This window comes from Bacillus sp. COPE52, assembly GCF_003355115.1.
GTDB lineage: Bacteria > Bacillota > Bacilli > Bacillales > Bacillaceae_G > Bacillus_A > Bacillus_A toyonensis.
The window spans coordinates 1771261-1791290 of record NZ_CP031292.1 but is presented as its reverse complement, the minus strand read 5'-3'; the positions used below and the strand labels follow the sequence as shown (position 1 = coordinate 1791290).

Here is a 20030-nt window from a genome sequence, read left to right as displayed (position 1 = left end):
TCCCTACTCTCAAATCTTTGTTCTCAATGATACGAAATAAAAATTACGGCATATGAAAGAAATACTTACGACTTTCTTACTTTTTTATACTGTGGTAATTTCACAGTGAAAATTGTTTCTTTATCGTTACTACATACAGTTATATCTCCTTTATGGAGCTGAGCTATACTTCTCGAAATTGCAAGTCCCATTCCTTTCCCACCCGTATGAGAGCTACATGATTTTTCACCACGATAAAACTTCTCAAAAACGTAAGGAAGACTCTTTGTCGGAATACATTGTCCAAAATTTTTAATTTCTACTTCAACATTCCTTTCTCTTTGGGAAATTTGAATTGAAATTTCTTTTCCATCTTTCCCGTACATAATGCTATTACTAATTATATTTTCAAATAGTCTCACTATAAGTGCTACATCAACTTTTACATATAGCTCTTCATTACTTTTAATATAAAAACTCATATTGGCATCATCTAACTGTGGTAAAAAATCAATCATGACCTGTTCAATTAATGCTTTCATATCTACTACATTTTTATGTAATTCAATCTCTCTATAGTTTATTTGACAGTATTCTAATAAATCTTCAACTTGATTTTTTAGTTCATAACTTTTTCGCTTTAATATGCTTACATATTGTCCACATTCTTCTCCATGTGAATGAAGCTTATTTTCTAGTAAGTCCGCATAACCAATTAGAGATGTTACAGGCGTTCGTAAGTCATGTGAAATATTACTAATCATTTCATTTTTCATTTCCTGTGATTTTTTTTCATTTTCAATAGACTCTTTTAAACTTTTGGCCATTCTATTGACATTCGTCGCTAACTCACCAATCTCATCGCTTTTCGAAATAGGTATATGTATTTCCAAATTACCATTGCTTATTTCCTTCACGTTCTTATTGATCTCATTCAATCTTTTTATAGTTGTCTTTGTCAGTAATGCAAAATATATAGTGGTTAACAGCAGAAAAAACATAAAATAAACAAACGAATATTTTTCTTCTAGCGCGACAACGTCACTATATATACTTCCAAATAAAATTTGAACTAATATGATACTTACCGTAGCTAACAGAATACTACATATAAATGCAAAAAAGAATTTAGCTCTAATTCCTTGTAATGATTTAATCTCCAATTTTATACCCGACTCCCCAAACATTTTGTATAAACCTCGGTTCTTTTGGATTCTCTTCAATTTTATTTCTTAATCTCGCAATATGAACCATTACCGTATTATTACTTTCATAGGCCCTTTCATTCCAAACACTTTCATATATTTCTTCAATCGTAAACACACGGTTCTTTGCAGCTGCCATTAAGTGCAAAATATCATATTCAGTTTTTGTAACATTAATTGTTTGTCCATATATCTTTACTACTCTAGAAATTTCATCTATTTCTAAACCTTTAATGTTTATTTTCTTTTCCATTACTTGGACAGCAATTTGATTAAAATATGTATACCTTCTTAATTGAGCTTTCACTCTTGCTATAAATTCAATTGTACTAAACGGCTTCACAATATAATCATCTGCCCCAGTACTAAATCCAATTACTTTATCTACATCCGATGATTTTGCGCTTAAAAACATAATTGGTAAACTATATTTCTCTCTAATCCTTCTACACAGTTCTATACCATCCATTTGAGGCATCATAATATCAAGAATAGCAAGTTGAATACTGTTATTATTTATTATCTCTAATGCCTCTTCTCCGTTATGAGCACTAAAAACAGTAAAACCTTCTTGCGTTAAATTCACATTAATAAATTGAACAATATCTAGATCATCATCTACAATTAATATTGAGTTTTTCTCCATTTCTAAACCTCTTTTTTGAAATATATTCCACATCCAATTTTAACATAAATCAAACCTGCCCTTTCATCTTGAATAATCTTTATTTTCAGTTTAAATTATATAATAACAAATGCATTCTAGTTTCATAAGAAATGGAGTGAAAATATGTTTCCTATATTAAAAACTGACCGACTCATTTTGCGAGAACTTACGGAAGAAGATGCACCGGGTATACTAAAATGCTTTTCTAATACTGATGTACTGCGCTATTATGGCCAAAAACCATTACAGAATGTAGATCAAGTAAAGCAAATTATTAATAATTTCAAGTTGAGTTACAATGCAAGAAACGGTATAAAATGGGGCATCGAATTAAAAGATAAAAAAGAACTCATTGGAACAATTGGTTTTCACGATTGGTCTTCTGAGCATAAACGAGCAAATATAAGTTATGTCTTTCTCCCTGAACACTGGGGAAATGGCTATGCTACGGAAGCAGTTTCTGAGGTTATATCATACGGTTTCCACACGCTTCATTTAAAACGGATTGGTGCAATTGTCTTTCTTGAAAATGAAGCTTCAAATAAGGTGCTATTAAAATTAGGTTTTGAAAAAGAAGGCGTTCTAAAAAATTATATGTATCAAGATGATATTCCATATGATACGAATTTTTATGCTTTATTAAAATCGGTTTAATAGAATTTATGTGTGAAGAATTCGTATCCGTACAACGGATCCAAATAGTAGATTTTTAATGAGGGATGGAAAAAAACGATCGGTTTTCATTTCTTATCGTACGATTGATGCGAAGTACAATACATTATAAAATCTAAAAAAACGGGAAATGAGCAAACTTTTACTCATTTCCCGTTTTGACGTTCTTTTTCTGTTTTCTCAATGCTTTTGGAATGTATACACAGAAAGGTTCGCTTTCCATGTAATCCCCCGTCATCGCATATGCTCTAGAACGAGATCCCCCACAAACATATCGAAACTCACAAACACCGCACTTGCCTTTATACTTGTCCGGATTACGAAGGTTTTGAAAAACAGGGGAGTTTCGATAGATTTCAGCTAGTGCTGTCATTCTAATATTCCCGGTTTTAATAGGCAATAATCCACTTAGATATACATCTCCAATATGAGAAATAAATACAAAACCGTTTCCGTCATTCACCCCTTTTGGAGCACGACCAAGCCCATCAATTCGCCCTGTCGTCCCATTCATCAATACATCCTGATATTGAATGATCTGACTTGTCTTGCTATTTTCTTTCATTTTTTCTTGAAGCACAACTCGTCTATAGTGCTGACCAGCTGTTGTTTTAATACCAAAAGAAACCTCTTTACTAAGTTTATATAGCCAATGGAATACCCTTTCATGTTGGGCTGGTGAAATCATATCTTTTTCCTTACCTCGTCCTGTTGGAACTAAGAAAAATATACTCCAAAGTACACATTTTAATTCTTCTATTAACATTGCCATTTCTTTAAGTACATCCACATTATAATTAGAAACAACAGTATTAATTTGAATAGGAATTTTTAATTCATGCAAATAACGAATCGCATTCATTGTTAATTGAAATGATCCTTCTGTCCCTCTAAAATGATCGTGTATTTCAGCTGTTGGCCCATCTAAACTAAATGCCCATCTAGCAAGTCCCACTTCTTTTGCTTTTTGAATCGTTTCTTTCGTCACGTTTGGAGTGGCACTTGGCGTCATAGAAACTCGAACACCTTTTTTCACTGCATATTCCGCAATATCATATACATCTGGACGCATTAATGGATCTCCACCAGTAAATACAAGCATTGGATTTTCCATTTCATATATATCATCAATTAGTTTTTTTCCTTCTTCGAATGTTAGCTCTAGATGATGACGATGATACTGTGCTTCTGCACGACAATGCAGACATTTTAATTGACATGCCCTTGTTAACTCCCATATCACAATAAATGGATTTTCATTAAAATCACGATTAATCAAGATTAACCCTCCCATCAATTGATATTCTAATTGTAAAGTTATATATGTATTTATGGTGTGAGATGTATCACAAATAAAAATCTTCAGTTATAATAATGCCTCTATACTGCTATTAATCTAATGTTTCTACCTTCCTCTTCAACAATCACAAAAGCTCTTTGTTAAAAATATAAACACCCCTTTAGACTAAATGACCTAAAAGGGCAAAGCTTCACAACTTTTTATAAACATCGCGGCTTTCTTCAACAGATTTTTTTAGTTAGAAGACTTAAATCGTAAAAGGTCATAAAAAATAAAGGACGATACATATTATGCATGAATAATATGTATCGCCCTTTTAATTGTTGTTCAACAATCGCTCCCGGTTGTTGAAGATCTTAATTATTACATGATAATCTACAATTCAAATAGGTACTTCGATTAAAGTCCCTTTATGTCCGGTTGTTTAGACATTTCCTAGATAGGTTCGCGTCATGTTTTGGAGAACAATTTTTCCATTCTTACTATGTTTTTCGAATAACTCTGACAGGAGAAAAACAAATTTTTTATATTCTTCGTCATCCTTTTTCGGAGCATAGGACGCTGATAAATTCCTTCCCAAAAAACCTTCATAATCAAAAAGTAAATCATTTTGATACTCTTTAAACTCATACTTTCCATCCTTAAAAAAGGTGTTGAATACTTCGGGAGTTTCCTCTATTCCACCGCTAAATCCTGTGAAATTCGGGCAGGTTTTCTGGCAAATTTCTGCATTCTCTTTCATAATCGAACTAGTTAAATCTCTACTATTCCAAACGAGAGCAACATTTGCCTTTTGTTTCAAGATTCGTTGGCATTCCATTTTGAAAGCTGCTTTATCAAACCAATGAAATGCTTGAGCAACAGTTACTAAATCCACACTATGCTCTTTTAAAGTGGTATTTTCAGCAGTTGCTTTTATTGATTGAAAACGAGTATATAGTTTTAACGATTGCTCAGCCATCTTTCTCATGTCATCATTTGGCTCAACTCCAATAACCTTTAAACCTCTTTCAAGCAACTGGTGGCTAAATATCCCCGTACCTGAACCAATATCAGCCACAATTCGGTCCTCTTTCAGTTGGTTAGCCGAAAACAAATAATCAATATATGCATTAGGGTAATCGGGGCGATATTTCGCATATATATCGGCCTTGTCGTTAAAATTTTCTGTTGTTCTCAAAGTACTACCTTCTTCCCCACGATATTATGTACAGAAATAGGAATTAAATAATTAATTCCAGCTTCAATCTCTAAGTCTACAACTTAAGAATACAGCCAAATGGATCTGCCTTAGTTCCAATATGAATCCCCGTTAATATACCCTAATTTTTTAATAACTGACCAGTTTCTCAGTATTAAAATTAAGAAATTGAGCTTTTTTCTTAGCTATTTAATTTCGTTTACTACTAACTTCGTTTTACTTAAATAAACTGCTCAATCTGATTTTTTTGCAACTTTTTGTGAATACGTAACAACAATTACGCATTCATCTTTTTCATGTGCTGGCAACAACCCTAAAGGGTTTCCCAACACTCTGTAAAAAAACCTTACTTTTAAAAGTAAGGCTTTTTTATTTACTTCTTATCAACATAAGCATTCTTATAAGTATAGACGCCACCAAATTGATGTTTTGCAATTCCTTTTACATAATCCTTTTGTACATAAGCTGAACCAAGATGATAAAGCGGTGCCACGGCAGCGTCTTCTAATAAGACCTGCTCAGCCTCTCGCAACGCTTCCCATCGTTTCTCCGGATCAAGTACAAAATCATTTTTCGCTTTCTTTATTAAATCATCGTAATGAGAATTCGAGTAACTCATTTTATTATTCGGATTCCCCGTCGTAAATAATTCTAAATAATTAATTGGATCTTTATAGTCAGGTCCCCAATTTGCCATCGTTATATCGTAATCACCTGTTTGTTCTAACTGTAACTTTTGCTTAAATGGCAGCTGTTTAATTTGTAACGTTAATCCATTCAAATTCTTTTCTAAATCACCTTTTATATATTCTGCCATACGTTTTGCATTATCTTGTTCAAACGTTAAAAACTCGAGGTTTACTTGCTCTACTCCAAGCTCTTTTTTCGCTTCTTCCCAAATCTTTTGCGCATTTTGCAAATCATATGAAGAAATATTTCCGTTTTCTTTTCTAAAATCTTTGCCAGTCTCTTCATTCATATGACCAACTGGTACAAGTCCATTTGCAGGTTTTGCCCCGTTATTAATAAAGTGAGTAACAAAATCATCTTTATTTAATGCTAATGAGATAGATTGACGTACTTTCTTATTGGCTAACGCATTATTTTTCTCATTAAAACGTAGCATAGCGATTCCAGGATCACTTGACATATGTAATTCCTTATTCCCTTTATACTTGTCTACAACTTGAGAATTAATAGGTACTCGATCCAAATCGCCGGCCTCATATAAATTTACAGCCGTCATTGTATCCTTTACAATATGAAAATTTATTTCGTCTAATTTCACTTTCTTTTGATCCCAATATGTAGCATTCTTCTTTAATTGGAACTCTTGTTCATGTTTCCATTTTTCTAATACAAATGGGCCGTTATATATGAGATTACTAGGTTCCAATCCGTATTTATTTCCTTGTTCTTTCAAAAATGATTCATGCTGTGGTAAGTATATCGGCAGTGCTAACAACTGTAAAAAATACGGAATTGGCTGTTCAAGTTCAACCTCTAACTTATAATCATTTATAACTTTAACCCCAAGTTCATCAAGTGACATTGTTCCCTTATTTATTTCTTTCGCATTTTTCACATGAAAGAACATGTCCGCATATTGAGATGCCGTTTGCGGGTTAACTGCACGTTTCCATGCAAATATAAAGTCATTTGCTGTTACATTGTCTCCATTTGACCATTTTGCATCTTTACGCAAATCAAATGTATATTTTTTACCATCTTCACTTCTTTTAAACGATTTTGCTACTGCTGGAATAGGATGATCTTGATCATCTAGCACATACAATCCTTCAAATATGTTTTGCATAACGTGTGATGATGTCCCATCCATCGTTTTTGCAGTATCAAGTGAAGGAATTTCTTCTGATACTGTTACATTTAACACTTGTTTTTTAGCCTCTGTATCACTTTTATTCGCTTTATTATTACAAGCTGTTAAAAATAAAGATGTAATAATTGCCATTACCATTAAATGGCTCTTTTTTCGCTTCATGAATTGTTCTCCTTAAAAATAAAATATTATAAACGTTATATATTATAACAGAAATATTAACAGAAAGATGCGACATTATATTGAATATTTATTCGCTCAAGAAAAAAGCTGTCCTTTTTAAAAAAGGACAGCTTTTTCAAACAACTTGCACATACCTATCTTTGTAAACCTCGTTTATAACGACTTGCTTCAAATATAATACGCTCTTCATCTAACGTTTTACATTCACCATTCCAAACGACACGTTTTCCGTTAATAATTACATCACTTATATCTTTTCCACTAGCTGCATATACAAGGTGTGATAACACTTCATCAGCTGGTTGTAAATGCGGTTTATTAGACGGATCAATCGTAATAAAATCAGCACACTTTCCAACCTCAAGTGATCCAGTTTGTTTCATACCAATTACTTCTGCAGCTCCTTTTGTCGCTAGAGAAAGTGCAGTTTCTACTGGCAATGCTGTTGCGTCTTGATGCATACCTTTTTGTAATAAAGTTGCAATGCGCATTTCTTCAAACATATCTAAATTATTATTAGACGCAACACTATCTGTTGCAATCCCTACTTTAATTCCTGCTTCTAGCATCGCTTTTACATTCGCTATACCAGAACCTAGTTTTAAATTACTATTCGGATTATGAGCTACTCGAACATCATGCTCTGCTAAAAATGCACGCTCATTTTCATTTAATACTACACCATGCGCAATAACTGTTGGGCGTTTAAACAATCCGCAACTTGCTGCATATTCTACCGGACGTTTTCCGTACTGTGCTTCAATATCACGTACTTCACGCTCTGTTTCTGAAAGATGAATATGAACCATCGTTTGATTTTCTACTGCAATACGTGCGCACTCTTCTAACAGTTCTGTACTACATGTATATGGGCTATGCGGTGCAACCATCGTAGTTAACATTCCACTTTCGTTATAATAACGCTTCATATATTTCTCGGCTTCTTCAATTGCTTTCTTTTCATCTTCTTTCGTTCCAAAGCTAAATAAAGTTCTTGAAACAGCAGCGCGCATCCCACTCCTTGATACCGTTTCCATAATTGCATCTTGATCTACTCCAATTGGATTAAACATATCAGAGAATGATGTCGTACCACTTTTCACCATTTCAAGTAATCCTAATTCCGTACTAGCGACCGCAAGCTCTGGAGTAAACTGACTTTCAAGTGGCCAAATTCTCGTCTCAAGCCATGGCTGTAATAACATATCATCGCCAATACCTCTCAAAAGACTCATAACAACATGTGTATGTGTATTTACAAGCCCTGGTAAAACCCACTTTCCTTTCATGTCAATTACTTCATCTACTTCAAAATCATTAGCGAATTCTCCGCTCTTTACATCTATAATTTGATCATTTTCTACAATGATATATCCATTTTCTATCACTTCATTTTTTTCATTCATCGTTGCAATTGTAGCGTTTACATAAGTTGTTTTCAAAAGTATTTCCCCTTTCAACTCTATGAAGTTCCCTTTAATAAGTTACCACCATTATAGTAACTCATTAAAGATTAAGAGTCAAAAGATAAATTTAATTCTTTCGTTATCTTTTCCTTCAAAATGCCATATTGCTTTTCATCTGTATCTGCAAATGCTTCTTCCCGATTTGATTCCACGCCCATATACTTCAATTTTTCATTAAATTGCGTCTCTGTAAAATCAAACACCTTCCCATCTATACAGTTATAAAAGTGCCACACCTCTCCTACTTTCGTCTTTTTAATTTTCCCTCCGTATATTTCTTGAACGACTAGAGCTGTTACACCACATTGTCCCTTTGCCGGATTTTCGCTCGTCCACTTTGAACTTGTTTCAATCGACCACGATTTTTTTAACATTTCATATATTTGTTTTTTCTTCACATTATCCACTCTCATCTTCCCCTGACATTAATAGTTTTACACATCATATTGCAAAAGAGGTAAAAATCGATTCTTACATACTGTTGATGGTGTCTCTCCAATTAGCTTTGCTCCCATTTTCAAGTAATAGCCTTTTGCATTCGGATCACTATCAATCGTAAACCTTTTTATTCCTAATTCATTTGCTTTTTCTATTACAAACTTCCAAAGTATTTTCCCGTAACCTTTTCCTTTGTAGCGAGGATGAATGTATAAAAAATCGAGAGCATTTTCATTACGTAAAAATGAGAAAAATCCAATCTTCATATTATTTTTTTCTAAAACATATACAAAATTATATTTTATGTACTCTTCTGTAATTGTTAAATCTGCCTTACAAGAAAGTATGAATTCTTCACTATAATTCCACGTTGCTTTTGAATGTAGTGCGAGTTCACTTAATTCATTTGCTTCTGCTAATGCAGCTTCTCGTATTTGCATAGTTTATTTATCCTCTCTTTTATTACTTGTAGTTCTATTTTCACATTCCATAGTAAAATACGATACTTTACAATTATTCTATAAATATCTTTACTATCCCTCGCTGCAATACTTACATCTCCACGCATTTAGTTCATAAAATAAAAGCGAACACTCAACTACAGAGCAGTATTACACGTGCTTCTTATAGTTCAGTACTCGCTTTTTCTCAAAGTAGAGCTATGTCTTTTACAACGATTCTAGTAACTTTTTAACAAAATGAATGGAATGATGTGAAGCTGAAACACAATTATCTTCAAATACTTCAATACCAGACGCTTCTTCTGTATCTGTTATAGATCTAACTGCTATAAATGGAATCGTATTGGCATAACAAACGTGAGCTATACTTGCTGTTTCCATATCTACACAAAGTGGGTTGTATGTAGAAATTATTTCTGTACGGCCACTCTCACTTATAAAAGCCTCTCCAGTAACTATCTTTCCGAAATAAACATTTTGGGTAAATTGATTGTTCTCGATTACTGCTCGGCTTAATTCAAGAAGTTTACTATCCGTTTTAAAATATACACTTTCCATCCATGGATGATATTCAGTTAATATTCCTTAATCCACGTCGTGATACGCTATTTCTGTTGAAATGACTGTATCTCCAATTTTTAATACTTTATCGATTGCTCCTGCAACCCCTGTTACAATAATATGCGTCACATTAAACTTATCTATTAATATTTGAGCTGCAATAGCTGCATTAACTTTACAGACACCACAATATAATGCAACAACTTCTACATTTTCATATGTCCCACTATGAAACGTTAACATCGCAAGATTCGTTATTTTTTTATTAGACATATCTTCAATAAAAGGCATAATTTCATCTTCTGATGGCCCAATAATTCCAAATTTCATACACTCATCTCCTCACTAAATTTATATATAAAACTTATATAGGCATTCAATCGATCTTCAAATATATAAAGCCGCTACGCAAACTCCATTAGCGACTATCCGTACTATCTATAAATATAAGCCCGAACTACAAACAGTTTGGGCTTAGCTTTTATTCTCATTTATTATGCGCATCTAACCAAGAAATTAAATCTTTAAACACTTCATCTCTATTCACTTCATGGAACATTTCATGTCTTCCATTTTCATATAAACGTAGTGTAACATCTTTCACACCACATTTTTTATAGTTTTCATAAACTTCTTTTACACCTTTTCCCATATCTCCAACAGGATCACGATCCCCAGAGAATATATGTATTGGAAGATGTTTTGGCGTCTTCTTGTATTCTTCTAGTTTATTTACTTCTAATACACCAGAAAATAGTTCCCTATAAAAACTCGTCGTACAAATGAATCCACATAACGGATCCGCGATATATTTATCAACTTGATTTATATCTGAAGATAACCAATCAAATTTCGTACGATTTGGCTTAAAGTTCGAATTGAAATTTCCGAAAGATAAAAAGTTTAGCACTGGACTTTTCGTTTTTGCCCCACGCAATTTCATTTCGATTGTTGCTACTTTATGACCAATAGCCCCTAAAAGCCCTGGATTTCCACCTGTTCCTGAAATCAGAAATCCATCATATAGTTCACCCCTAAGTTGTACAGCACGTCTTGATAAAAAAGAACCCATACTATGTCCTAGTAAAAACAAAGGACTTGACTGCTCTTCTTTTATCCTTTCTGAAACAAAGATAACATCCGATACAACTTGATTCCACCCTATATTTGGTTCAAAATGACCATAATCTTCTTCTTTTTTTACTGTTTTCCCATGTCCTTTATGATCATGCGCATAAACACCATACCCTGCTTCCAATAAAGCATCTACAAATTCTGTATACACCCCTGCATGCTCTGTCATGCCATGTGCAATTTGAATAATTCCTCTCGGATCTCCTTCTGGTAACCACTTACGCAAATAAATTTCCGATCCATCCAATGCCGTAACGAAACTTTCCTGTACGTTCATTTCGTCAGCCCCCAACTCTATTATGTATCTCAAAATAATGAATATCCGTTCATTATTCTTATTATGTATTATATGCAATTGCTTTCATTATGACAAATACTGTACTTTTCCGATTAGCTATCAAACTATTATATTGACGAACAACCAATAAAATTATATAGTTACTTACATAAAGTAATTATTATATTTTTAGGAGGTTTCTATTATGATGCCATCACTATTTTTAGCACATGGTTCACCAATGCTTGCTATTCAAGATACAGATTATACACGTTTTTTAAAAACACTTGGAGAAACATATAAACCGAAAGCAATTGTTATTTTTACCGCTCACTGGGAAAGTGAAGTATTAACAATCTCCTCATCAGATGAAGAGTATGAAACAATTTATGATTTTGGAGGTTTTCCTCCTGAGTTATACGAAATTAAGTATCGTGCGAAAGGCTCTTCTAGCATTGCATCTATGTTAGAAACAAAATTTAAAAACAAAGGCATTCCAGTTCATCATAATATGACGAGAGGTTTAGATCATGGTTCATGGACACTCTTGCATCGCATGTATCCAGAAGCAAATATTCCTGTCGTACAAATATCAGTCAATCCATTCCTTCCTGCAAAAGAACAATTTGAGATTGGAGAAGCACTTAAAGGACTTGGACAAGAAGATATTTTAGTAATCGGTAGTGGCGTTACCGTTCATAATTTACGAGCCCTGAAATGGAATCAAACTACACCTGAAAAATGGGCAATTGAATTTGATGACTGGATTATGAAACATATGCAGAATAACGATAAAGATGCATTGTTTAATTGGGAGAAAAATGCGCCTCATGCACAATTAGCAGTACCAAGAGCAGAACATTTTGTTCCTTTATTTATCGCTATGGGCAGTGGTGAAAGTGGCGGAAAAGTCATTCACCGTAGTTACGAGCTTGGTACATTAAGTTATCTTTGCCTTCAATTTTAAAGAAAAAGGATGAAGCATTCATTGCTTCATCCTTTTTTCTATTTCATTCACTTAGTTAACTAACTTCCAAATGTTGTTTCTCTGATACCTCTTCGTTCTTATTATGAAAATAAACCCAAATGCATGCAATAAATAATAGTGATGATGTAGAGAAAAAAACATATTGGAAGCCTGCATGAGCTGCAATTTGCCCCCCAAGCACTGGACCAATCATATTTCCTAAAAACTGAAACGACTGATTATATCCAAATATTCGTCCTGTTACATGGGTTGGCGTATGTTGTTTTAGTAGAGTTTGTACGGAAGGTAATAATCCTGCTTGTGCGATACCTAATAAAAATCGAAGAATTAATAGTTGCCAAGCTGAGGTTACAAATGCTTGCGGGATAAAGATAATCCCTGCAGCAAACAATGCTACTACTAATGTTTTTTGAGGACCGATATGATCTGATAATCTTCCTAATTTAGGCGCTGCCAAAATAACTGCTAATCCTGTCGCAGACATAACTGCCCCTGCAATCATTTCGATATGAGCTGTTCCTGGTCCTTCCAAATTCTTTACGTACAATGTAATAATAGGTTGAATTGACATATTGGCAAGTTGAATAATAAATGTTGTTACAAATAAACTAATAATTACATGCTTTGCTGGGACCATCGTCCATACTTTTTTTTGCTGTACCTTTTTTGCTTGAGCAGAGTGATTTTCTTCATGTAGGAAGAAAAAGACGATGAGGAAGGAAAGGAATAAGAAAGCTCCTGTAACAAGAAAGACATGACGCATTCCAATTAACTCAGACAAATAACCGCCTAGTAATGGTCCGAGTAATGAGCCGCTCACGCCCCCGGTTGAAATTGTGGAAATTGCCCAACCTGAATGCTCTTTCGGAGTTTCTGCTGCAATAAATGTCATTGCGGTTGAAAGGAAACCAGATACTGCTCCCATCAAAAATCTAAGTGCGACTAGTTGATACACATCCGTTACAAACCCCATAAGCGTCATAATAACCGCCATACCAAGGCTAGCACGTATAAGCATCAATTTCCGTCCATGTATATCACCAAGCTTTCCCCATATTGGTGATACGATCGCACCCATTAAAAATGTTACACCAAATGCAAGTCCCGACCACTGTGCAATACTCGAAGTGCCAGTCACTCCTAATTCCTCAATATAAAAAGATAAGAAAGGAATTACTAAACTCATACCGGCTGCAGTGGTAAAACAACCTAGCCAACAAATCATTAAATTTCGTTTCCAGCTGGCCATTTTCACACCTTCTTTCATTCGATACCCATTCTACACCTTTTCTTGTAAAAAGTTTAGTAATTTGATTTAGACGTAATATTCATTACAAAAGCCGCTATTTCCTAGCAAAAACCATGTAAATTCCACATTTTTTTCATAATAAAACCAACTCCCCTATATGGAGTTGGTCAATTATCTTCTAGCGGTATTAAACGAGCATTGCAACTTCTCTCATAAAACTCAATCGGACCTGCTTGTCCAATAATTGCATATTCATATCCGTCTTGCTTCATATTATATAAACAATGATGCAACAATTCTTTCCCTACACCTTTCACACGATTTCGTTTCGCTGTCCCCATCGGACCAAATAGTCCTTTCTTTCCCCTGACTACATCATAACAAGCGAAACCTACTATCACTTCACCCTGCTGTGCAATATAAATAGGTACCTTTTCTTTATATGTTTGAAACCCATAATCTATCGACTGTAACCAGCGTTCACCAAATTCCCCCGTCACAAAACGTACTAATGTTTCAAAATCAGCAGAGCTAGCTCTTCTAACATTACAAGATAATTTATTATAAATGGGATCAAAGCATTTTAAATCCACCGCCAAATCTCTTGGTTCAGCTATAATACGTAACACATCTTTTTGTATTTCTTTGTTTATAACTTTTTCACTCACTATACCTAAACGAAATAATGCATATATTACATGTCCTTCATTTATTAATACTTGCTGAAAACGTTCCATACGTTTCTTCGCTATTTGCAAAATTTCTAGCGTTTTATTGGCTAATTTATATTGTTCTATTTTTATGTACTCTATTTCATATTGTTCTTGTAAAGAAAGTTCTTCTAAAAAATCCGTGCCATCTTTACGAAACAAATACATATATAACTCTGCGCACACTCCTGTACCTTCTCTACACATGCCGATAAAAAGATGAACTGGTTGAATTATATTATATTTAGTCTCTTTTGCCGCAATCTCCAGTATTTTATGAACACGTTTTGTAAATTGGAATTCCCCCATATGTATCTCCATCCTCAACTACTTTACTAACAAACCGTAACCATAAATAATTGAAACAATTATTCCAACTACCAATATACCTGGAAGTAAATTCGCTACTTTAATTTTAATAAATTCAAGTAAGTTTAATCCAATGGCGAATATCATAATGCCGCCCGTAGCTGTCATTTCCACTATAAATTGATTCATTAATTCTTTCGGGACAAAACTATTAATCTGTGTTGCAAAAATGGCAATAGCACCTTCATATAAAATAACTGGAATCGCTGAAAATACTACGCCGATTCCTAGAGTTGTCGTTAATATAATCGAAATGAATCCATCGATAATCGCCTTTGTGAATAAAATATTATGATTTCCGCGAATTCCACTGTCCAATGCACCAAGTATCCCCATCGCGCCAATTGCAAAAATTAAAGTAGCTGTTACAAAACCTTCTGATATGCTACCTTTCCCTTTCGATCCAACTTTATTTTCTAGCCAATCCCCTAAATGTTTTAACTTTTCTTCTAATTGTAACCATTCTCCAATTACCGTACCAATCACTAAACTCAGTATGACAACAAGAAAGTTTTCACTTTTTAATGCCATTTGAAGCCCAAGCACAGTAACCGCTAAACCGATTGCGTGCATTATCGTCCCTTTCATACTTTCTGGAATCCTACTAAATAATTTACCAAGTAAAGTACCAAATATAATACAAATCCCATTTACAACTGCTCCTAATATAACCATTTCTCATTCTTCACCCTTCGAATTCTTTATTTCTATATTTTGGTTTACACATTGATTTACAAGTTATCTATATGTTAACTTAATATTGAGAATATTAACAAATGTTTTCCACTACATAACCCGCTATTTTTTGTAACTTTAATTACCTTTAATAGATTCAGTGTTAATTTAATTGCGGGATAATATTAAAAGGGAAGGTATATATGAAAACTTTACTAAAACGATTTTTGTTAATAGCCTTTTTCATTACACCGATTGTTTTATTAATCAATTACTCTTTTATTTCAAAAGCAAAAGACAAACCCGATTTACAAAACAAATCTAGTAAAACCGCTTCAAAAAGCGAAAAGAAAATAGAAGACCAAGAAATCACACTCACCTTCTCTGGTGATACAATGTTTGATTGGCAATTGCGTCCTATAATCGAAAAAAACGGGGCTGATTACCCATTCCAACATGTAAAAGAAGAAATAAAAAAAGCTGATATTTCTTTTGTGAATTTAGAGTCGGCATTTACAACGAAAGAAAAGAAAGCACCTGGGCAACTGTTTTGGATTAAAAGTGATCCATCTACACTACAAGCTATTAAAAACACTGGATATGACATCGTAAATATTGGGAATAACCACACACTTGATTATGGGCAAGATGGATTATTAGATACGATTTCTCACGTAGAAAAATTAAAGTTCCCTTACATTGGAGCCGGAAAAAATGCGAAAGATGCATATACAGCACGAGAAATGACCGTAAAAGGGAAAAAGTTCAAATTTCTTTCCTTCGTTCGATTTATGCCTGATTCTAATTGGGTAGCTGGTGAGAATAAACCTGGCGTTACGAATGGCTATGATTTAAATCTTGTAACAAAAACAATTAAAGAACAAAAGAAAGATGCAGACTATTTAATCGTCTATATGCATTGGGGCGTTGAAAAATCAAATCGTCCGGTAGAATACCAAAAGCAATATGTACCTAAAATGGTTGAAGCAGGAGCTAACGCAATTGTCGGAAGCCATCCACATTGGTTACAAGGGTTTGAGTATTATAATAAAGTTCCTATCGCTTACTCATTAGGTAACTTTTTATTCCCGAGTTATGTGAATGGAAAAAGTGCAGAAACTGGCGTCTTAACTTTAACTTTTAAAGGAAAGGATGTCCAAATGTCATTTAACCCTTACATCATTCGTAATAACCAAGTTTCCCCAGTAAATGAAGAAGAAAAGAAAAAAGCTCTACAATATTTACAAACAATTTCAACTGATGTAGAAATTGATGATACAGGGAAAATAAAAAACAAACGAAACTAGACAGCTCAAGATCTATTTCTCTGTAATATACTTTACAGAATAGGTGATAAACATGCTGAAAGACTTATTAGAAAATGTAAGTTTGTTAGAGAACGTTTATAAAATGTCTATAGCAATCCTACTTTTATGTTCCTTTTATTCTGTGAGACTATTTAAAAAAATAAAGCGAGAGAGAAATCTTACTCCCTTTGAATTTACAATGTATGTAATTATTCGCATTGCGATATTTTTTTGGTTAGCTAGCTTTATTCTTCTTGAATTTAATGAGTACCTAGTTTAACTATAAAAAAGATAGAACAAGCACTATATTCCCTCGCTTGTATCTATCTTTTTTATTTACATTCTAACTCTTTCCTTCTATTAAATAAGCAAATCAAACAAAACAGGGTTTTTATTAAGTTCCATAAATTGAATATTATTTTCTTTAAAGCGAGTAATTAATTGCTCATAATCTTCTTTATGTTTTAATTCTACGCCAACTAATGCTGGACCATTTTCTTTATTATGTTTCTTAATATACTCAAAGCGCGTAATGTCATCTTCTGGTCCTAATCCTTTATCAAGAAATTCTCTTAGCGCACCCGAACGCTGCGGAAATTCGATGATGAAATAATGCTTTAACCCTTCGTAAATGAGAGAACGTTCTTTCATTTCTTGCATTCTATCAATATCATTATTTCCACCACTTAGCGTACATACAACTGTTTTACCTTTTATTTCATCCCTATATAAATCAAGTGCTGCAATAGAGAGTGCACCAGCCGGTTCAGCTACAATTGCATTTTTCTTATACAGTTCTAAAATCGTCGTACAAACCTTTCCCTCTGGTACTAAAACAATGTCATCAATGACATCTTTACAAGTTTCAAATGTTAACTTCCCTGCTTTTTTGACAGCTGCTCCATCAACAAAACTATCTATTTTCTCTAATGATACATTTTCGTTTTGAAGGAAAGCCTCTTTCATAGATGCAGCCCCCATCGGTTCTACACCAATTACCTTTGTAGCTGGACTAACACCTTTCACATATGTACCTACACCTGATGCTAACCCACCGCCGCCAATTGCTGTAAAGAGATAATCAACTGCCTTATCCATATCGTGCATAATTTCAACAGCTACTGTTCCTTGCCCTGCAATTACATACGGATCATCAAACGGATGCACAAATGTCATCCTATTTTCCTCACAATAGCGCTGCGCTTCTTGAAAAGCACCATCAAATGTATCGCCAACTAACATGATTTCTGCAAAGCTACCACCAAAAAATTGAACTTGTGATACTTTCTGTTTTGGTGTCGTTGTTGGCATAAAGATTTTCGATGGAATATTTAATAAATTACACGTATACGCAACTCCTTGTGCGTGATTGCCAGCACTTGCACAAACAACACCATTTTGTAATTGTTCTTTCGACAAACTTTGAATTAAATTGTATGCACCGCGAATTTTGAAAGACCGAATTACTTGCAAATCTTCTCGTTTAATATACACCTCACATTCGTATTTTTCAGATAAAACCTTATCACGTTGCAAGGGCGTTTTCATGACGATATCCTTCATACAGTTATGAGCCATAAGGATATCTTCAATCTTCACTCTCTCCTTCACATTTTGCACCATTTTCTATCATCCTTATCTCTTTTATTTTGACTCAATCAAAATTCGGCACCTTTAGAACTGCACCTGTATTCGCCGATGTTACCATCTGAGAATATCGTCCAAGCCAGCCCGTTTTCACTTTCGGTTCTGGTCGTTTCCATTCTTTTTTACGTTTTTCTAATTCCTCATCACTCACTCTTACTTCTAGCAAGCGTTCCTCAACATCAATACATACAATATCCCCTTGTTCAAGTAGTGCGATTGTTCCACCCGCAGCTGCTTCTGGTGAAATATGCCCTACCGAAATGCCACGTGAAGCTCCAGAGAAACGTCCGTCCGTTAATAATGCAACCTCAGCACCTAATCCCATTCCAGCGATTGCTGATGTTGGTGCTAACATTTCAGGCATACCCGGTCCGCCTCTTGGCCCTTCATAACGAATGACAACTACATCTCCTTTTTTCACTTTCCCAAGCATAATGCCAGCCAGTGCCTCATCTTGTGAATTAAAAATAACGCAAGGTCCTTCAAATCGTTTTACTTCGGTTGCCCCGCTTTTAATAACCGCTCCATCTTTCGCTAGATTTCCTTTTAAAATACGTAAGCCCCCCTCTTCACTATGAGGGTTTTCAAGAGAATGAATCACTTCCTTATCTTTAATCTCTGCATGAGCAATGTTTTCTCTTAATGTTTGCCCAGTAGCCGTAATACGGTCTAAATGAAGTACCCCTTCTTTTCTGCTCATCTCTTTCAAGATTGCACTAATTCCGCCCGCTCGATCAATATCTTCCATATGCCAGTTAGAAGCTGGACTTACTTTACATAAATGCGGTACACGTCTTGAAACAGCATCAATACGGCTCATATCATAATCTAGCCCTGCCTCTTGTGCGAGTGCTAGCGTGTGTAATACTGTATTCGTTGATCCACCCATCGCCATATCAAGTGCAAAAGCATCGTCAATTGCTTCTTCTGTTACAATATCACGCGGTTTAATATCTCTTTCAATTAAAATTTTCAGTTTCTCTGCTGCTTGTTTAATTAACTCTTCACGTCTTGGATCAATTGCTAAAATACTACCGTTTCCAGGAAGGGCTAAACCTAATACTTCACATAAACAGTTCATAGAGTTCGCTGTAAACATGCCGGAACAAGAGCCACAAGATGGACAGCCATGATCTTCAATATCTTTTAATTCTTCTTCTGAAATTTTCCCAGATTGATAAGCTCCTACCCCTTCAAAAACAGAACTAAGGTCAACAACTTCCCCCTTAGATGTTTTCCCAGCTGCCATCGGTCCACCTGAAACAAACACAGTCGGAATGTTAATACGAAGAGCTGCCATCATCATACCTGGTGTAATTTTGTCACAGTTTGGGATACAAATCATGCCGTCAAACCAATGTGCATTTACAACCGTTTCTACTGAATCTGCAATAATTTCACGACTCGGAAGCGAATAACGCATACCGATATGTCCCATCGCAATACCATCGTCTACTCCAATTGTATTGAATTCGAATGGTACCATACCTGCTGCACGAACGGCTTCTTTTACAAGTTTCCCAAACTCGTTCAAGTGCTTATGCCCTGGAATAATTTCAATAAAAGAATTACAAATCGCAATAAACGGCTTATCAAAATCCTCATCTTTCAAACCAGTTGCTTTTAATAAACTACGATGTGGCGCTTTATCAAAACCTTTTTTAATCATGTCGCTTCTCATCTTGTCAAATCCCCTCTTAC

18 protein-coding genes and 1 pseudogene are annotated in these 20030 nt (G+C 34.5%); 4 read left to right on the top strand and 15 right to left on the bottom strand.

Translation table 11 applies throughout. The features are described from left to right. Positions 1-65 precede the first annotated feature (65 nt). Positions 66-1166 carry a sensor histidine kinase gene (locus DPQ31_RS09100; protein WP_208731803.1) on the bottom strand — a complete coding sequence of 367 codons (1101 nt, stop codon included), beginning with the start codon at positions 1164-1166 and terminating at the stop codon, positions 66-68. Then, the gene (locus DPQ31_RS09095; protein WP_000414522.1) at positions 1132-1830 is read right to left on the bottom strand and encodes a response regulator transcription factor; all 699 of its coding nucleotides are present in this window, start codon (positions 1828-1830) and stop codon (positions 1132-1134) included. Before DPQ31_RS09095 ends, DPQ31_RS09100 begins: the two co-directional genes overlap by 35 nt. A 144-nt stretch (positions 1831-1974) precedes the next feature. Between DPQ31_RS09095 and DPQ31_RS09090 the strand changes: the two genes are divergently transcribed. Then, entirely contained in the window at positions 1975-2505 is a 531-nt protein-coding gene (locus DPQ31_RS09090) for a GNAT family N-acetyltransferase (RefSeq protein ID WP_208731802.1), read from the top strand. 160 nt (positions 2506-2665) lie between these two features. On the opposite strand, the gene DPQ31_RS09085 is transcribed toward DPQ31_RS09090, so the two are convergent. The 8 genes and pseudogenes from DPQ31_RS09085 to DPQ31_RS09050 form a co-directional block, all read right to left on the bottom strand. After that, positions 2666-3817: a TIGR04053 family radical SAM/SPASM domain-containing protein gene (locus tag DPQ31_RS09085; RefSeq protein WP_208731801.1), complete on the bottom strand. Its 1152-nt coding sequence runs from the start codon at positions 3815-3817 to the stop codon at positions 2666-2668. Positions 3818-4247: 430 nt separating this feature from the next. Beyond that, positions 4248-5003 (bottom strand): class I SAM-dependent methyltransferase, encoded by a 756-nt coding sequence (locus DPQ31_RS09080; RefSeq protein ID WP_199631580.1) that lies wholly within the window; start codon positions 5001-5003, stop codon positions 4248-4250. Positions 5004-5397: 394 nt separating this feature from the next. Then, on the bottom strand, positions 5398-7026 hold the full coding sequence (locus DPQ31_RS09075; RefSeq protein WP_097959013.1) for a peptide ABC transporter substrate-binding protein: 1629 nt from the start codon (positions 7024-7026) through the stop codon (positions 5398-5400). 155 nt (positions 7027-7181) lie between these two features. Then, positions 7182-8507: a bifunctional S-methyl-5'-thioadenosine deaminase/S-adenosylhomocysteine deaminase gene (locus DPQ31_RS09070; RefSeq protein WP_208731800.1), complete on the bottom strand. Its 1326-nt coding sequence runs from the start codon at positions 8505-8507 to the stop codon at positions 7182-7184. 53 nt (positions 8508-8560) lie between these two features. Next, on the bottom strand, positions 8561-8920 hold the full coding sequence (locus tag DPQ31_RS09065; RefSeq protein ID WP_097959011.1) for a YunG family protein: 360 nt from the start codon (positions 8918-8920) through the stop codon (positions 8561-8563). Positions 8921-8947: 27 nt separating this feature from the next. Next, on the bottom strand, positions 8948-9391 hold the full coding sequence (locus tag DPQ31_RS09060) for a GNAT family N-acetyltransferase (RefSeq protein ID WP_087969987.1): 444 nt from the start codon (positions 9389-9391) through the stop codon (positions 8948-8950). 228 nt (positions 9392-9619) lie between these two features. Beyond that, positions 9620-10303, bottom strand: a pseudogene (locus DPQ31_RS09055) (5'-methylthioadenosine/adenosylhomocysteine nucleosidase). A 157-nt stretch (positions 10304-10460) separates the two neighbouring features. After that, positions 10461-11384: an alpha/beta hydrolase gene (locus tag DPQ31_RS09050; RefSeq protein WP_001102585.1), complete on the bottom strand. Its 924-nt coding sequence runs from the start codon at positions 11382-11384 to the stop codon at positions 10461-10463. A gap of 205 nt (positions 11385-11589) precedes the next feature. On the opposite strand from DPQ31_RS09050, the gene DPQ31_RS09045 reads away from it, so the two are divergent. Then, positions 11590-12351 carry a DODA-type extradiol aromatic ring-opening family dioxygenase gene (locus DPQ31_RS09045; RefSeq protein WP_199631630.1) on the top strand — a complete coding sequence of 254 codons (762 nt, stop codon included), beginning with the start codon at positions 11590-11592 and terminating at the stop codon, positions 12349-12351. Positions 12352-12406: 55 nt separating this feature from the next. Here DPQ31_RS09045 and DPQ31_RS09040 read toward each other — a convergent pair whose 3' ends face one another. The 3 genes from DPQ31_RS09040 to DPQ31_RS09030 all read right to left on the bottom strand — a co-directional run bounded on the left by DPQ31_RS09040 (position 12407) and on the right by DPQ31_RS09030 (position 15375). Continuing rightward, the gene (locus DPQ31_RS09040) at positions 12407-13621 is read right to left on the bottom strand and encodes a multidrug efflux MFS transporter (RefSeq protein WP_000179322.1); all 1215 of its coding nucleotides are present in this window, start codon (positions 13619-13621) and stop codon (positions 12407-12409) included. A 167-nt stretch (positions 13622-13788) separates the two neighbouring features. Next, a complete protein-coding gene (locus tag DPQ31_RS09035) occupies positions 13789-14640 on the bottom strand; it encodes a GNAT family N-acetyltransferase (protein ID WP_140158520.1) in 852 nt (283 codons plus the stop codon). 18 nt (positions 14641-14658) lie between these two features. Beyond that, positions 14659-15375, bottom strand: coding sequence for a DUF554 domain-containing protein (locus tag DPQ31_RS09030; RefSeq protein ID WP_087969984.1), 717 nt, complete (start codon positions 15373-15375; stop codon positions 14659-14661). A gap of 203 nt (positions 15376-15578) precedes the next feature. On the opposite strand from DPQ31_RS09030, the gene DPQ31_RS09025 reads away from it, so the two are divergent. Together DPQ31_RS09025 and DPQ31_RS09020 are read left to right on the top strand one after the other, a co-directional pair. Then, positions 15579-16682, top strand: a complete 1104-nt coding sequence (locus DPQ31_RS09025) for a CapA family protein (RefSeq protein ID WP_199631629.1) — start codon at positions 15579-15581, stop codon at positions 16680-16682. Positions 16683-16734: 52 nt separating this feature from the next. Beyond that, the gene (locus tag DPQ31_RS09020) at positions 16735-16962 is read left to right on the top strand and encodes a hypothetical protein (RefSeq protein ID WP_023521660.1); all 228 of its coding nucleotides are present in this window, start codon (positions 16735-16737) and stop codon (positions 16960-16962) included. An 80-nt stretch (positions 16963-17042) separates the two neighbouring features. On the opposite strand, the gene ilvA is transcribed toward DPQ31_RS09020, so the two are convergent. Beyond that, on the bottom strand, positions 17043-18305 hold the full coding sequence (ilvA, locus tag DPQ31_RS09015) for a threonine ammonia-lyase IlvA (protein ID WP_199631627.1): 1263 nt from the start codon (positions 18303-18305) through the stop codon (positions 17043-17045). 31 nt (positions 18306-18336) lie between these two features. After that, positions 18337-20010 (bottom strand): dihydroxy-acid dehydratase, encoded by a 1674-nt coding sequence (gene ilvD, locus DPQ31_RS09010; RefSeq protein WP_001255829.1) that lies wholly within the window; start codon positions 20008-20010, stop codon positions 18337-18339. Between the last annotated feature and the right edge of the window lie 20 nt (positions 20011-20030).

What these genes read in the sequence shown, in the direction of transcription:
- DPQ31_RS09030 (WP_087969984.1), bottom strand. Translation starts at nt 15,375, where the DNA reads ATGGTTATATTAGGAGCAGTTGTAAATGGGATTTGTATTATATTTGGT.
- ilvA (WP_199631627.1), bottom strand. Translation starts at nt 18,305, where the DNA reads ATGGTGCAAAATGTGAAGGAGAGAGTGAAGATTGAAGATATCCTTATG.
- DPQ31_RS09040 (WP_000179322.1), bottom strand. Translation starts at nt 13,621, where the DNA reads ATGGCCAGCTGGAAACGAAATTTAATGATTTGTTGGCTAGGTTGTTTT.
- DPQ31_RS09025 (WP_199631629.1), top strand. Translation starts at nt 15,579, where the DNA reads ATGAAAACTTTACTAAAACGATTTTTGTTAATAGCCTTTTTCATTACA.
- DPQ31_RS09035 (WP_140158520.1), bottom strand. Translation starts at nt 14,640, where the DNA reads ATGGGGGAATTCCAATTTACAAAACGTGTTCATAAAATACTGGAGATT.
- DPQ31_RS09060 (WP_087969987.1), bottom strand. Translation starts at nt 9,391, where the DNA reads ATGCAAATACGAGAAGCTGCATTAGCAGAAGCAAATGAATTAAGTGAA.
- DPQ31_RS09085 (WP_208731801.1), bottom strand. Translation starts at nt 3,817, where the DNA reads ATGGGAGGGTTAATCTTGATTAATCGTGATTTTAATGAAAATCCATTT.
- DPQ31_RS09075 (WP_097959013.1), bottom strand. Translation starts at nt 7,026, where the DNA reads ATGAAGCGAAAAAAGAGCCATTTAATGGTAATGGCAATTATTACATCT.
- ilvD (WP_001255829.1), bottom strand. Translation starts at nt 20,010, where the DNA reads ATGAGAAGCGACATGATTAAAAAAGGTTTTGATAAAGCGCCACATCGT.
- DPQ31_RS09045 (WP_199631630.1), top strand. Translation starts at nt 11,590, where the DNA reads ATGATGCCATCACTATTTTTAGCACATGGTTCACCAATGCTTGCTATT.
- DPQ31_RS09090 (WP_208731802.1), top strand. Translation starts at nt 1,975, where the DNA reads ATGTTTCCTATATTAAAAACTGACCGACTCATTTTGCGAGAACTTACG.
- DPQ31_RS09050 (WP_001102585.1), bottom strand. Translation starts at nt 11,384, where the DNA reads ATGAACGTACAGGAAAGTTTCGTTACGGCATTGGATGGATCGGAAATT.
- DPQ31_RS09095 (WP_000414522.1), bottom strand. Translation starts at nt 1,830, where the DNA reads ATGGAGAAAAACTCAATATTAATTGTAGATGATGATCTAGATATTGTT.
- DPQ31_RS09020 (WP_023521660.1), top strand. Translation starts at nt 16,735, where the DNA reads ATGCTGAAAGACTTATTAGAAAATGTAAGTTTGTTAGAGAACGTTTAT.
- DPQ31_RS09100 (WP_208731803.1), bottom strand. Translation starts at nt 1,166, where the DNA reads ATGTTTGGGGAGTCGGGTATAAAATTGGAGATTAAATCATTACAAGGA.